The sequence below is a fragment of the Candidatus Sodalis endolongispinus genome, from assembly GCF_018777395.1.
Classification (GTDB): domain Bacteria; phylum Pseudomonadota; class Gammaproteobacteria; order Enterobacterales; family Enterobacteriaceae; genus Sodalis_B; species Sodalis_B endolongispinus.
In genome coordinates this window covers 697096-711660 of sequence record NZ_JAFJYC010000002.1, presented here as the reverse complement: position 1 = coordinate 711660, position 14565 = coordinate 697096, and the positions used below count along the sequence as shown (strand labels likewise).

Below are 14565 nucleotides of genomic sequence, written 5' to 3'. Positions count from 1 at the left end.
GTAAACGGCGGCCGGCGCAAACCGTCCACCGTGGGCTAATCCGCTGTGCCGTTCTGTTGCGCTTCCAGCGTTTCCCAGCGGGTGAACGCCTGCTCGAGCGCATCTTCTGCCCGTGCGATTGCACTCAGCACCGGCTGGGTTGTTTCATGGGGTTGGCTGAAAAAGTCCGGCGCCGACATTTGCGCCTGCAGTCGGCCTATTTCCTGCTCCAGCATCTCAATCTGACCCGGTAACGTTTCCAGCTCCCGTTGCAGGTTATAACTGAGTTTCCCCCCGCCGCGTTTGGCAGAAGATGGGGTGGCGCTGGCGGGCGGGCGCCGGCGTCGATGGCGCAGGTGCCGACGGCGCCTTTAACGCACGGTGATTGCTGCGCTGGCGCTGGGCGTCAAAATAGCCGCCAACATAACGCTCAATGCGCCCTTCCCCGGTAAAAATCCAGCACTCGGTCACCGAGTTATCGACGAACTGACGATCGTGGCTGACCAGAAGTACGGTGCCTTGATAACTGTCGAGTATCCCTTCCAGCAGTTCCAGGGTTTCGACATCGAGATCGTTAGTGGGTTCGTCGAGGATCAGCAGGTTGCTGGGATTAAGAAACAATCGCGCCAGCAATAACCGGTTACGCTCGCCGCCCGAAAGCGCTTTCACCGGCGTCATAGCCCACTTCGGATGAAATAAAAAGTCCTGCAGATAACCCAATACGTGGCGCGAACGGCCGTTGACCATCACTTCCTGCTTGCCCTCGGCCAGGTTGTCCATCACGGTCCGTTCCGGGTCAAGCACCGCACGGTACTGGTCGAAATAGGCGACTTCCAGCTTGGTGCCGCAATGCACGCGGACGCTGTCGGCGCTAAGCTGGCCCAGCATTAATTTCAGCAACGTGTTTTTGCCGCAGCCATTGGGGCCGATGAGAGCGATTTTATCGCCACGCTGCACCTGGGCGCTGAAATGGCTAATCAGCCTTTTCCCGTCAATGCCATAACTGACATCGTACAATTCAAAAACGATTTTGCCCGACCGCGCCTCCTCTTCCACCTGGATCTTGGCGCTGCCCATCACTGCGCGCCGTTCGGAACGCTCTTGCCGCAGCGCTTTAAGCGCGCGCACCCGCCCTTCATTGCGCGTGCGCCGGGCTTTGATCCCCTGGCGGATCCACACTTCCTCCTGCGCCAGTTTGCGATCAAACTCGGCGTTTTGCAGCTCTTGCACCCGTAGCTCTTCCTCTTTCCCTTCCAGGTATTTGTCATAATTGCCCGGCCAGGAAACCAGTTTGCCGCGGTCCAGATCGACGATGCGGGTTGCCATGGCGCGGATAAACGACCGGTCATGGGAGATGAAGATAATGCTGCCGGGGAACGTCTTCAGGAATGCTTCCAGCCAATCGATGGTTTCAATATCCAGATGGTTGGTCGGCTCATCTGGCAGCAACACCTGCGGCTGGCACACCAGCGCGCGACCCAGCGCCGCTTTGCGCAGCCAGCCGCCGGACAGCGACGCCAGCTGGCTGTCGGCGTCCAGACCTATTTGTTCTATCACCTCATGGATGCGTTTTTCCAAATGCCACAGGTTTTGATGGTCGATAATTTCCATCATCCGGCCCATTTTCGCCAAATTTTTTTCGCTCGGATCTTGTTCTACCTGTTGGGAAATGGCGTGGTAGGCTTTCAGTATCTGCGCCTCAACGCCTTCAGCGACGAAATCAAATACGCTGCCGGTGATGTCCCGCGGCGGATCCTGCTGCAAACGGGCGACCGCCACGTCCCGCTCGAAAATCAGCTGGCCATCGTCAAGCGGCACCTCGCGGCTCAAGATTTTCATCAAGGTGGATTTGCCGGCGCCGTTGCGCCCGACCAGGCAGACGCGCTCGTTGCGCTCGATATTCAGCTCGGTGTTATCCAGCAGCGGCGCATCGCTGAACGACAGCCAGGCGCCGGAAAGACTAATTAATGACATGACTTAAAGATCCTTGTCCGCATGGCTTATCAACCAGCAGAGATGAATTTGGCGGTTGCGGGCGAAGTCCGGCGAGCGGGTGCGATCGGTTATCGACTGCGCCCGCAGGCCCAGCTCGTCCAGACCCGCCTCGTCCAGCTGGAAACCGCGTCTGTTATTGGAAAACATGATAGTGCCACCGGGGCGCAACAGCCGTTTAAGCTGCGCCATCAGCGTCAGATGGTCGCGCTGCACGTCAAAGGTGTCGGCCATGCGCTTGGAGTTGGAAAAGGTCGGCGGGTCGATAAAGATAACATCGAAGGTCTCTTGCGCCATCGCCAGCCACGCCAGGCAATCCGCCTGAATCAGCCGGTGCTGACGGCCGACCAGCCCGTTGCTGCGCAGATTTTTTTCCGCCCATTCGAGATAGGGTCGCGACATATCGACCGACGTGGTGCTGCGCGCGCCGCCAATTCCGGCATGAACACTGGCGCTACCGGTATAGGCAAATAGGTTGAGGAAATCTTTGCCGCGGCTCATCTCCCCCAGCATTCTGCGCGCGATACGGTGATCGAGGAACAGCCCCGTATCCAGGTAGTCGGTCAAGTTGACCCATAATTTGGCGCCATACTCCTCTACCAACAGAAACTCGCCTTTCTGCGCCAGTTTTTCATATTGGCTTTTGCCTTTTTGCCGCTCGCGCGCCTTCACAACCAGCCGGCTGGCCGGTATGGCCAGCACCGCCATGGTAGCGTTAATCACATCATACAGCCGCTGCCGCGCGCGTTCGGGGTCGATGCTTTTCGGCGCGACATATTCCTGGATCACCACCCAACTGCTGTAACAGTCGATGGCGACATTGTATTCTGGCAGATCGGCGTCATACAGCCGGTAGCAATCAAGCTTCTCCCGCTCGACCCACTTTTGCAGCGCGCGCATATTTTTGCGCAAGCGGTTGGCGAAATCGGCGGCGATTTGCCCTTCCGTCGAACCGGGCGCAGCGGCAGTTTCCGCCAGCAGATAGTTCTTCTGTTCGCAGTCTAGCGGGCCGTTTTTCGCTTTAAAACTGCGCTCGGCACGCAGCATCAAGGCGCCGAGCAGCGCCGGCGACGCGCTGAACAACGACAGCCGCCAAACTGGTTCTTCATTACCCGGCCGAGCTGGTTGTGCAGGGCGATTAGCGCCGGCTCACTCTCCATACGTTCACCGTAGGGTGGATTACTTACCACGTTGCCGCGCGTCCCCGCCGGCAGCGGATTGACCAACTGCGCCACCTCACCGACCTGGAAGGTTATCAACGCCGACACGCCGGCATGCTGAGCGTTATGGCGCGCCTTCTCTAGCACGCGGCCATCGATATCAAAGCCGTAAAAGCGCGACGGCGTTTGCGCCAACCCGGTGCGGGCACGCGCGCGCGCGTCACGCACCTTCTCTTGCCACAGCGCCTCATCATGCCCGGACCAGGCAGAAACCACCCAAATCGTGCGCGTAAGCCCGGTGGCGCAATCGGCCGCGATCATCGCCGCTTCAATCAGCAGCGTGCCGGAGCCGTACATCGGGTCCAGCAATGGCGTGTCGGGCTGCCGGCCAGAGCGCAGCACGATGGCGGCGGCCAGATTCTCCTTCAACGGCGCCTGACCGGCGCCATCGCGATAGCCGCGCTGGTGCAGACTGCTGCCGCTCAGATCGAGAGACAGCATCACCTGGTCACGGTGCAGATAGGCCTGGATCTTGATATCCGGCTGCTGGCGGTCAACATCGGGACGGCGCGCGCAGTGGCGGGTAAAGCTATCGACGATGGCGTCCTTGACCTTCAACGCGCCATACTGGCTGTTACGTATTGCCGCGTTGGTGCCACTGAAATGCACGGCAAAGCGCTTATCGACGGTAAACAGCGACGGCCAATCCACCGCCTGCACGCCGCGATACAGGTCGCCGTCGCTGTTAACGCTAAACGCGTTTAACGGCAGGACGATGCGCGACGCCAGACGACTCCACAACAGCGCGCGGTAAAGCAGCCGGTTATCCGCCTGAAAATGCACACCGCCCAGCGCGATTTTGCACGACGTGGCCCCCAGGGTTTCCAGCTCGCTTTTTAACAGTTCTTCCAAACCTTGTGCCGTGGTGGCAAACAGAGAATTCATCTGGTCACTTATTATTAATTAAAAAGAAAATCGATGCGCATTATAGCCAATCCAGCCCCATTGTCATAAAGTTGACCGTCATCACAAACGGCACGGAGGCATAATGAGTATTTTATCGCGTTTATATGTGCATCCGGTGAAATCAATGCGCGGATTGCAGCTGTCGCATGCTCTAGCCGGCGCCGAAGGGTTGGCGTTTGATCGCGTTTTTATGCTCACCGACGCCGACGGCACGTTCATCACCGCCCGTCAGTTTCCACAACTGCTGTTATTTACCCCGGTGATGCTGCCGGGCGGGCTGCACCTGACCGCGCCCGACGGGCAAAGCCGCCACGTGCGCTTTGCCGACTTTTCCGCCCCGTCGCAGCCGGTGGAAGTCTGGGGGAATCATTTTACCGCTTATCCGGCGCCGGAGGCCATCAATACCTGGCTGGCAGGCTATTTAGATCAGTCGGTTACCCTCTGCTGGACGGGCGAGCACAGCCACCGTAGGGTTAAACGCTTTCCTACCGTACCGCTCTCGTTCGCCGACGGGTACCCCTATTTGTTGATAAGCGAAGCGTCTTTCTTGGATTTACAGCGCCGCTGCCATGCCGGCGTCACGCTGACCCAGTTTCGGCCCAATCTGGTGGTGACCGGGACTGAGGCGTATGCGGAGGATAGCTGGCATCATTTGCGGATCGGCGAGGTCGAGTTTGAAGTAGTGAAACCCTGCAGCCGCTGCGTCTTGACCACGGCCAATGTCGAGCAAGGCGATAAACATCCGCAGGGTGAGCCGTTGCGCACCTTACAAGGCTATCGCAGCGACGACGATGGCAACGTCGATTTCGGCCAGAATGTCATCGCCCGCACCACAGGCATAGTACGCGTGGGCGATAAGGTCGAGGTTGTCAGCACCCGCAAACCGCGACGATACCACGCCGGCAGCCCGTCTGTCGCCCCCGCGCCGCCAGCCGTCGACGCACCGGTGACCATCGAATATCAAGGCCGGCGTTTTACCGGTAACCAACGGGATATTTTGCTGGAACAGTTGGAGCTGCAGGGAATACGCATCCCCTACTCTTGCCGGGCCGGGATTTGCGGCACCTGCAAGGTAAAATTACTGTCGGGTAAAGTTGCGCCGTTAACGGCCAGCGCAACGGCACAGACGCCGTGGGTGCTGTCCTGCAGTTGCATTCCGCGCGGCGATGTGCAACTGGAATAACCCGGCCGGCGCTCAGAAACCGCTTAGGCTTGCGCCGGCCCCGGGGCGGCCTAAACCGCGGTCGCGTACTGCAAATCGTCCTGACGCGACGCCGGCTGCAGCCGGTCATGCATGATCTTTATCGCATCACCGAGGGCCATCCGCCGACCGGCCAGCGCCAGACCGGGCTGGGCTAGCACGCACAGGCTGGCGTTGTCGCCCGCCTCCGCCACCAGCAAACGCGCCCGTTCACCGCCGTCACTCACGCAAACCTGCACGCTGTCGCCCCCCATGGGTTGCCACGCGTCTGCGTGATACTGCGTTTGAAAATGCCAGCTCTTGGGCATTTGCGGTTTTGAAAAGCGCAACGCCACTAGCGCATTCAGCACCAATTCAGCGCGCAGAGCGTCATTAAGCGGTAATGCACGGCTTTTATCCTCGAATTGATAATAAAGCGCGGCGTCGTCAACGCAAAAACGCGTGCGCTCGAACGCATCTGGAGTCAGCATTTTCGCGCAAAAACGCGAACGGAAAACTAATCCGTCCGACAGATCGAGCATCATACGGTCATGTTCAGCATCGAAAAACCAATGCCAGTTATCGCCAGGGGTGATCTTCATCCATTTACCTTTTATCACGTCGCCAATTCAGGGCCTGGTCGCTATCCGGCAAGCGTCACCTACGGAGCCGGAAATTTAATTGATCTTAAATTAGCAGTAAACGAATAAAAGATAAACGAGGCTGGATAAGAAATATGCCCCCAGCCCGCATTATTTTGTCAAGATTGGCTAAATATCGCTGACAATATCCTTTACCAAGCGCGGCCCGTGAAAAATAAAGCCCGAATAGATCTGAATAAGCGAAGCGCCAGCCGCCATTTTTTCCCTGGCCGCGATGAGCGAATCGATACCGCCGACCCCGATAATCGGTAATTTACCTTGTAACTCAGCGGACAATTGTCGGATAACGTCGGTGCTGCGTAATTGCAGCGGTCGGCCGCTCAACCCGCCGGTCTTGCCACAATAATCCATGCCCTGTACCAGTTCACGGCCGGTGGTGGTATTGGTAGCGATGACGCCGTCGATATTATGACGCACCAAACTATCGGCGACTTGGATCAATTCCGCCTCTGTCATGTCGGGAGCTATTTTAACCGCCACCGGCACATATTTGTGATGGTACGCTTGCAGCGTCGTCTGCTTATTTTTTGTCGCCAGCAACAGATCATCCAGAGCCTCACCAAATTGCAGGGTGCGCAGACCGGGGGTATTGGGCGATGAAATATTCACCGCGATATAACCGGCATAGGGATAGACCTTCTCCATACAGGTCAGATAATCATCCTTGCCCTGCTCAACCGGCGTATCTTTATTTTTGCCGATATTGATGCCCAGCACGCCGCCGAAATGGGATTTCTTGACATTCTCCACCAGGTTGTACACCCCGTGGTTATTAAACCCCATGCGATTTATCAGGCCGCCGGCTTTCACCAGACGGAACAGGCGCGGCTTTTCATTACCGGGCTGCGCGCTGGGCGTGACCGTGTACCCACCTCGATAAAACCAAAACCCATGGCGCCGAGCACGTCGATGCAATCACAGTCCTTATCCAAACCTGCGGCCAGACCGAGCGGATTTTTAAAGGCGATGCCCATGCAGTTGACGGTTTTTGCCGGTACCGATTGACGCACCAGCCATTCCAGCGGGGTGCCGGTAATGCGCTTAAGCTGCTGAAAGGTTAATTCATGGGCCCGTTCCGGGTCGAGATGGAACAGCGCTTGCTTAATAAGCGGGTATAACATGGGTCTCCTGATTCCCGGTTGCAACCGGGGCGGTATTATCAATCATCGGCGCAGGAAAGGGAATCGATAATAGCCCAAAAAAAGGCATCCCGCCGGATGCCCTTCAGATGCTACCGGATTGACGCGCACCGTCATCAAAAAACAGAGCTTTAGGACGCCAAAGCCCGTCAACGCGGACAGCGCCGCGGATAAAACGCGCAGCCCGGGTTACCCCCTCGGCCAAGCAATGCGAAGGCTTGCGCGCCGCGAGGAGATAATCCGCCCCGCCATCCCTCGGCCGCCGCTTAAGCGTCCACCAGCGCCTTGCTTATTTTCTCAAACAAATCCCCGGATAAGTTCTCCAGCGCTTTCAGGCGCTCCAGCGCCGCACGCATCAGCCGCTGACGCGGCAAGTCATAGCGTTTGAGCCGGATAAGCGGCTCAACCATACGCGACGCCACCTGGGGGTTGCGCGTATTTAATTCAGTCAAGATCTCGACCAAAAAGGCGTAGCCGCTACCGTCAGCCGCGTGGAATGCCGCCGGATTATTGGCGGCGAAGGCGCCGATAAGCGCCCGGACACGATTGGGGTTGTTGAGGCTGAAAGCGCGATGGGTGAGCAGCGATTTCACCTGATCCAGCGCATCCGCCGCCGGACTGGTGGCCTGCAGGCTAAACCACTTATCCATAACCAGACCGTCGTGATGCCATCGCTCGTCGAACTCGGCCAGTAGCGTCGCCTGACAGGGCAATTGCGCCGCCACCGCCGCCGCCATTGCCGCCAGCGTATCAGTCATGTTATCGGCCTGACGATATTGTTCGGTGGTCAAACGTACCGCACGGTCGCGATCGCCAAACGCCAGATAATGCAGGCAGCAGTTACGCAGCGCGCGCAGGCCGATATCCCGGTGCTCTACCCGATATTCCGCGCAGGGGGTGGCGCGGTAAACCGCCAGCAGCTCGTCATTCAGTTCGTTCGCCAGACAGCTGGTCAGCGCGTCGTGAACGCTGTGAATCGCCACCGGATCCACACTATCAAACAAACCGGCCATTTCGTTCTCGCCGGGCAGCGTGAGTATCTGTGCCGCCAGCGCCGGATCCAGCGCCTCATCAAGTAAAATGCCGCGGAACGCATCGGCCACATGCAGCGGCAGCGTCAGCGGCTGTCCCTCCTGGTAGCGGGCCACATTCAAACGGATATAAATAGACAGCAGGCTTTGCGCCGCATCCCAGCGGGAGAAATCGCTGGTGGCAAAACGCATCAGCATGATCAATTGCTGGTCGCTATAAGGATAATCCAGTTTCACCGGCGCGGAGAACTCCCGCAGCAGCGAGGGGATCGGCAGCGACGGCACCTGATCGAAAATGAACGTCTGAACGCTTTCGGTCACGTTCAACACCGGATCCACCGGCGCGCCAGCATACTGAAGCGGGATAACCTGTCCCTGGTTATCGTAAAGTTCGATATTCAGCGGAATATGCAGCGCCTGTTTTTCCGGCTGGTCCGGCGTCATCTGCGTGACGTGCAGGGTGTATTGCTTAAGCTCGGCATTATAGTCATCGCGCACCGTCACCAGCGGCGTACCCGACTGGCTGTACCAACGGCGGAACAGCATCAAATCGATCCCGGACGCCTCCTCCATCGCCACGACGAAATCCTCGCAGGTGGCGGCGCTGCCGTCGTGGCGGGAAACGTAGCGACGCATGCCGTCCTGAAACGTCTCTTCCCCCAGCAGGGTATGCAGCATTCGGATCACTTCCGCGCCCTTCTCATACACCGTTAGGGTATAAAAGTTATTCATTTCAATAACTTTATCGGGACGGATGGGATGCGCCATCGGGCTGGCGTCTTCGGCGAACTGCGCGCTGCGCATGACGCGCACATTATTGATTCGATTCACGGCGCGTGAACCGACATCCGAGCTGAACTCCTGATCGCGAAAGACCGTCAGCCCCTCTTTCAGACTGAGCTGAAACCAGTCGCGGCAGGTAATGCGGTTGCCGGTCCAATTATGGAAATATTCGTGGCCGATGACCCGTTCGATGTTGAGATAATCCACATCGGTCGCCGTTTGCGCCCGGGCCAGCACGTATTTGGCGTTAAAAACGTTGAGTCCCTTGTTCTCCATGGCGCCCATATTGAAGAAATCGACCGCCACTACCATATAGATATCCAGGTCGTACTCAAGACCAAAACGGGTTTCGTCCCAGCGCATGGCGCGCTTGATGGAGGCCATCGCCCAGTCGGCGCGATCCAGATTGCCGCGATCGACAAACAGCTCTAATGCCACCTCCCTGCCGGAGCAGGTGGTGAAGCTGTCGCGCAGCACGTCAAAATCGCCTGCCACCAGCGCAAAAAGATAACAGGGTTTCGGAAAGGGATCTTGCCAGACGACCCAATGATGGCCGTCGCCGTTATCGCCGTAATCACTACGGTTGCCGTTGGAGAGCAAGAAAGGATAGCGTTGCTTGTCCGCCAGAATGCGTGTAGTGAACCGCGCCAGCACATCCGGGCGATCCAGATAAAAGGTAATATGACGGAACCCTTCCGCCTCGCATTGGGTGCAAAGCGCATCGCCGGAAAGGTAGAGCCCCTCCAACGCGGTATTATTGGCGGGATGAATCAGCGTCTTGATGGTCAAGGTAAAGGTGGCGGGCAACTGCTCGATGACCAGGCCGGGCGAATCCAGACGATAATGCGCCCATTCCTGACTGTCCACCCGCAGGCTCAGCAGGCGTAAATCTTCGCCGTTGAGCAGCAAGGGCGCACCGGCCTGGCCCTGGCGCACAACGGTGCTGGTTGCCGTGACGGTGGTATTCTCGGCCTCGAGATCAAAATCCAGGTGAATATCGGTAATGGTATAGTCCGGCGCACAATAATCATGGCGGTATTTGGCTTGCGGCTGTTGCGTCATAGTTAACCTTTAGGCATCAGTGTCGATTTCTGCCGTTAAGTCTATTCCTGTTAGCGGCAGGTTGCCATTGTAAAGACCGGCAAGCACGCTAAAATGCAGCGTTCGTTGAAAAATAGCGCGAGCTGGCGGAAAAACCTGGCATTTTACCGGGCAACTAACCCGCGGGACGGCACGTTTGGTCCTCGACGTTATCACGCCAACTATGCTCTGATGTGACTACACTTATAGGATAACCGCGGCTTTTCATGGCCGTTACCCCTTTATCCGACTGAGAACAGATGTCGTAAGAGGATGCTTGAACGCACCATGAATGTTGCCACCGATCCGATTTTAACGTCGATACTCGATACAGATGCCTACAAACTCCATATGCAGCAGGCCGTTTTCCACCGCTATCATGACGTGACGGTCAGCGCGGAATTTCGCTGCCGGGGGGACGACTTGCTTGGCGAATACGCCGCCGACATCAGTGCGCAGGTCGAGATGATGCGTAGCTTGCAATTGAATGACGATGAATTTACCTACCTGCGCGGTCTGCCGTTTTTCCAAAGTGACTATCTTAACTGGCTGCGCCAATTCCGTTTTAACCCGGACCAGGTACGGATACGCAATCATCATGGTAAACTTGATATTCGCATTACCTGTCCCTGGCGCGACGTCATCTTGTGGTAAGTGCCGCTGCTCGCGGTCATCAGCGAAGTGGTGCACCGCCGCCGCTCACCACAGGTAACGACGGCGGAGGCGGTGGCACGGCGGAGGCAGAAACAGCTCCATTTCCGCCGCATCAGCGAAGATCTTGACACCTCCCGTTTCCGGCTGATGGATTTCGGTACCCGCCGGCGCTTTTCGCGTCAGGTGCAGTTTGAGGTTGTCGCCGAACTGCAGCGGGAATTTCCTTACCTTATCGGCACCAGCAATTATCAGTTGGCGCGGGAAGGCGGCTTGCCGCCGGTCGGTACTCAGGCGCATGAATGGTTTCAGGCACATCAGCAGATCAGTCCGAGTCTGGCTAACAGCCAGCGTGCCGCGCTGCAGGCTTGGCTGGACGAGTACCCCGACAGGCTGGGGATCGCGCTTACCGACTGCATTACTATGGACGCGTTTTTGCGCGACTTCGGGCCGTCGTTCGCCCGCGCCTACCAAGGCCTGCGCCACGATTCAGGCGATCCAGTGGAATGGGGTGAGAAAGCGATTGCGCATTATCAGCAGTTGGGTATTGATCCGCACACCAAAACGCTGGTGTTCTCCGACAGCCTCGATTTTGATAAGGCCGTCATGCTTTATCGTCATTTCTGGCAGCGCATCAATCTGGTGTTCGGCATCGGCACGCGGCTGACGTGTGATATTCCGTCCATCAAGCCGCTTAACATCGTCATCAAACTGGTAGAATGCAACGGCAAACCGGTGGCGAAGCTGTCGGACAGATCCGGCAAAACAATGTGTCACGACAAAGCCTTTGTCCGCGCCTTACGTAAAGCTTTCGACCTGCCGTTAGTGGTGAAAAAGGCCAGTTGAACCCACACCAGGCCGCCCCCAGGCACCCCGCTTCGCCCCGTTTGTCATGACCGCCCCACGGGGGTCATGACCCGCCGCCACCGCGGTTTCCCTCCCCCAATGCGCGTTGAAAGCAAGATTACCGCCAGAAATATGCGATTTCCCCTTGTGGTCTTGCCGCCGCCAGGTAACATATTATGGTCCGTTAGCGGGACCAAAGCCTTTTTCTATTAACTGAGTAAGAGAGTATTTTATGAGCGTAGTGCCTGTAGTCGATGTACTGCAAGGGCGCATGCCGGCTGACAGTGAAGTCACTGTACAGGGTTGGGTGCGTACCCGCCGGGATTCCAAAGCCGGAATCTCCTTTCTTGCCGTCTATGACGGTTCCTGCTTCGATCCCTTACAGGCTGTCATTAATAATACTCTGCCGAATTATCAGAACGACATTTTACGCCTGACCGCCGGTTGTTCCGTGTCGGTGACCGGCCGGGTGGTCGAATCCCAGGGCGGCGGGCAGCGTTACGAAATTCAGGCGCAGGTGATTGAGGTGCTCGGCTGGGTGGACAATCCGGACACCTACCCCATGGCGGCCAAACGCCACAGCGTGGAATATCTGCGTGAGGTCGCTCATCTGCGGCCGCGCACCAACCTTATCGGCGCCGTGGCCCGGGTGCGTCATACTCTGGCGCAGGCTATTCACCGTTTCATGGACGAGCAAGGTTTTTTCTGGGTGTCGACGCCGTTGATTACCGCTTCCGATACGGAAGGCGCCGGCGAAATGTTCCGCGTGTCCACTCTCGATCTGGAAAATCTGCCACGCACCACCGACGGCAATGTCAATTACGATGAGGATTTCTTCGGTAAAGAGGCCTTCTTGACGGTTTCAGGGCAGTTGAACGGCGAAAGTTACTCCTGTGCGCTGTCGAAAATCTATACCTTCGGCCCGACGTTCCGGGCGGAAAATTCCAATACCAGCCGCCATCTTGCCGAATTCTGGATGGTCGAGCCGGAGGTGGCGTTTGCTACCCTGGACGATGCCGCCGGTTTAGCGGAAGCCATGCTTAAATATGTCTTTCAGGCGGTATTGACCGAGCGCGCTGACGATATGCAATTCTTCGCCGAGCGCGTGGACAAAGAGGCGGTAAACCGTCTGAAACACTTTATTAGTGCAGATTTTGCGCAGGTAAACTACACCGAGTCGGTAAGCATTCTGCAAAACTGCGGCCAGACATTTGAAAACCCGGTTTCCTGGGGCATTGACTTATCTTCGGAACATGAACGCTATCTGGCGGAAAAACATTTTAAGGCGCCGGTGGTGGTGAAGAATTATCCCAAAGATATCAAGGCGTTTTACATGCGGATGAACGACGACAGCAAAACTGTCGCGGCCATGGATGTGCTGGCACCCGGCATCGGCGAAATCATCGGCGGTTCGCAGCGTGAAGAGCGCCTGGACCGGCTGGACCTGCGTTTGGCGGAAATGGGCCTCAACGAGGAAGATTATTGGTGGTATCGTGATTTACGCCGCTATGGAACCGTTCCGCATTCTGGTTTTGGATTAGGTTTCGAGAGATTAATAGTTTATGTCACAGGAATGCAAAATATTCGTGATGTAATACCCTTCCCGCGAAGTCCACGCAATGCCAATTTCTAAAATCCGGTATTTAATATAAGAAAAACATATATATACGACACTAAGGCCAGCTCTGCTGGCCTTTCTTATTTCAAAGTTAGAGATATCTCACAAAGTTCCCTAAAAATTATATTTAGACATACATTTTTTCCCACTGAAACATTATTACGACATTTGTATCATTTTCGGGGTAGATTAACGACTCTGTGAATGGAACACTGCGTGCAGACACAGGAAGACACCAAACTCTCAATAATGTTTCGTAAGAAATTATTAGCGGCAGCGGCAGGTGTCCGGATAACACCAATGAGGGTAGTAATAATGATGAAGCGCAATCTTCTTGCAGTGGCAATTCCGGCCTTGTTGGCTGCCGGTGCCGCTAACGCGGCCGAAGTATATAACAAAGATGTCAATAAATTAGACATCTACGGTAAGGCTGTCGGCCTGCACTACTTCTCCCACAGCGACAACAGCTACGGCGGTGACGGCGATCAGACTTATGCCCGTCTCGGCTTCAAAGGTGAAACTCAAATTACCGACCAGCTGACCGGTTTCGGCCAGTGGGAATACAACTTCCAGGGCAACAACTACGAAAGCAACACCGACGCACAGGACGGCAACAAAACCCGTCTGGCGTTCGCCGGTCTGAAATTCGGCGATGCCGGTTCATTCGATTACGGCCGTAACTACGGCGTAGTGTACGACGCTATCGGCTGGACCGACATGCTGCCGGAATTCGGCGGTGACTCAGGCTATAGCGACAACTTCATGGTGGGTCGTACCACCGGTGTTGCTACCTACCGTAACACCAACTTCTTCGGCTTGGTTGACGGCTGGGATTTCGCAGTACAGTACCAGGGCAAGAATGATCGTGACGAAATTCGTCGTGCCAACGGCGACGGCTGGGGCGCGTCTACCAGCTACACCTCGCCGATCGGGGTTGGCATTGTCGGTGCTTATGCTTCATCTGACCGTACCGATGCACAGCAGAACGCTTTCTACGCTAACGGCAGCGAAAATCACCAACTCCAACCTGCAAATCAATGGCGCTGACGCTACCGGTTTTGCTAACAAGACCCAGCTGATTGAATTGGTTGCTCAGTACCAGTTCGACTTCGGTTTGCGCCCGTCTGTTGCCTACGTTCAGTCGAAAGGTAAAGACATCGAAGGCGTGGGTGATGTTGACCTGATCAAATACGTTGAAGTGGGCGCCACCTACTACTTCAACAAAAACATGTCCACCTATGTTGACTACATCATCAACCAGATTGATAGCGACAACGAGCTGGGCATTGGCAGCGGCGACACCGTTGCTCTGGGTCTGGTCTACCAGTTCTAATCCCTTTCCAGCCGCTTAAGGCTGAAAGTTAGGATAGCGAAGGCAGGGTTTATACCCTGCCTTCTTTTTTTGTCTACTCTGAAAAATGTGCGGCAAACGGTTGGCAAAGGGCTCTGGTAACGGTAACCTGATAGCACTTTTCGCA

The 14565-nt window shown here is 56.3% G+C and carries 4 protein-coding genes and 5 pseudogenes; 4 read left to right on the top strand and 5 right to left on the bottom strand.

Features of this window, described 5'->3' with window-relative positions:
* Positions 1 to 35: 35 nt before the first annotated feature.
* Positions 36 to 1953: pseudogene (locus JZM24_RS16565) on the bottom strand (ABC transporter ATP-binding protein).
* 3 nt (positions 1954 to 1956) lie between these two features.
* Positions 1957 to 4076: pseudogene (gene rlmKL / locus JZM24_RS16560) on the bottom strand (bifunctional 23S rRNA (guanine(2069)-N(7))-methyltransferase RlmK/23S rRNA (guanine(2445)-N(2))-methyltransferase RlmL).
* A gap of 103 nt (positions 4077 to 4179) precedes the next feature.
* Here rlmKL and JZM24_RS16555 point away from each other — a divergent pair.
* Positions 4180 to 5280 (top strand): YcbX family protein, encoded by a 1101-nt coding sequence (locus JZM24_RS16555; RefSeq protein ID WP_215671044.1) that lies wholly within the window; start codon positions 4180 to 4182, stop codon positions 5278 to 5280.
* Between the two features lie 50 nt (positions 5281 to 5330).
* Here JZM24_RS16555 and JZM24_RS16550 read toward each other — a convergent pair whose 3' ends face one another.
* The 3 genes and pseudogenes from JZM24_RS16550 to pepN all read right to left on the bottom strand — a co-directional run bounded on the left by JZM24_RS16550 (position 5331) and on the right by pepN (position 9954).
* Positions 5331 to 5879 (bottom strand): cell division protein ZapC, encoded by a 549-nt coding sequence (locus tag JZM24_RS16550; protein ID WP_215671043.1) that lies wholly within the window; start codon positions 5877 to 5879, stop codon positions 5331 to 5333.
* A gap of 168 nt (positions 5880 to 6047) precedes the next feature.
* Positions 6048 to 7060, bottom strand: a pseudogene (gene pyrD / locus JZM24_RS16545) (quinone-dependent dihydroorotate dehydrogenase).
* Between the two features lie 284 nt (positions 7061 to 7344).
* Positions 7345 to 9954, bottom strand: a complete 2610-nt coding sequence (gene pepN / locus JZM24_RS16540) for an aminopeptidase N (RefSeq protein ID WP_215671041.1) — start codon at positions 9952 to 9954, stop codon at positions 7345 to 7347.
* Between the two features lie 306 nt (positions 9955 to 10260).
* Between pepN and pncB the strand changes: the two are divergent.
* From pncB to JZM24_RS16525, 3 genes and pseudogenes are all read left to right on the top strand, one after another.
* Positions 10261 to 11469: pseudogene (gene pncB, locus JZM24_RS16535) on the top strand (nicotinate phosphoribosyltransferase).
* A gap of 232 nt (positions 11470 to 11701) precedes the next feature.
* Complete coding sequence (gene asnS, locus JZM24_RS16530; RefSeq protein ID WP_215671039.1) at positions 11702 to 13102, top strand: asparagine--tRNA ligase; 1401 nt, start codon at positions 11702 to 11704, stop codon at positions 13100 to 13102.
* Positions 13103 to 13402: 300 nt separating this feature from the next.
* Positions 13403 to 14420 (top strand): annotated as a pseudogene (locus JZM24_RS16525) (porin).
* Positions 14421 to 14565: the final 145 nt, after the last annotated feature.

Coding starts and splice junctions, on each gene's coding strand:
- JZM24_RS16555 (WP_215671044.1), top strand. CDS start 4,180: ATGAGTATTTTATCGCGTTTATATGTGCATCCGGTGAAATCAATGCGC.
- JZM24_RS16550 (WP_215671043.1), bottom strand. CDS start 5,879: ATGAAGATCACCCCTGGCGATAACTGGCATTGGTTTTTCGATGCTGAA.
- pepN (WP_215671041.1), bottom strand. CDS start 9,954: ATGACGCAACAGCCGCAAGCCAAATACCGCCATGATTATTGTGCGCCG.
- asnS (WP_215671039.1), top strand. CDS start 11,702: ATGAGCGTAGTGCCTGTAGTCGATGTACTGCAAGGGCGCATGCCGGCT.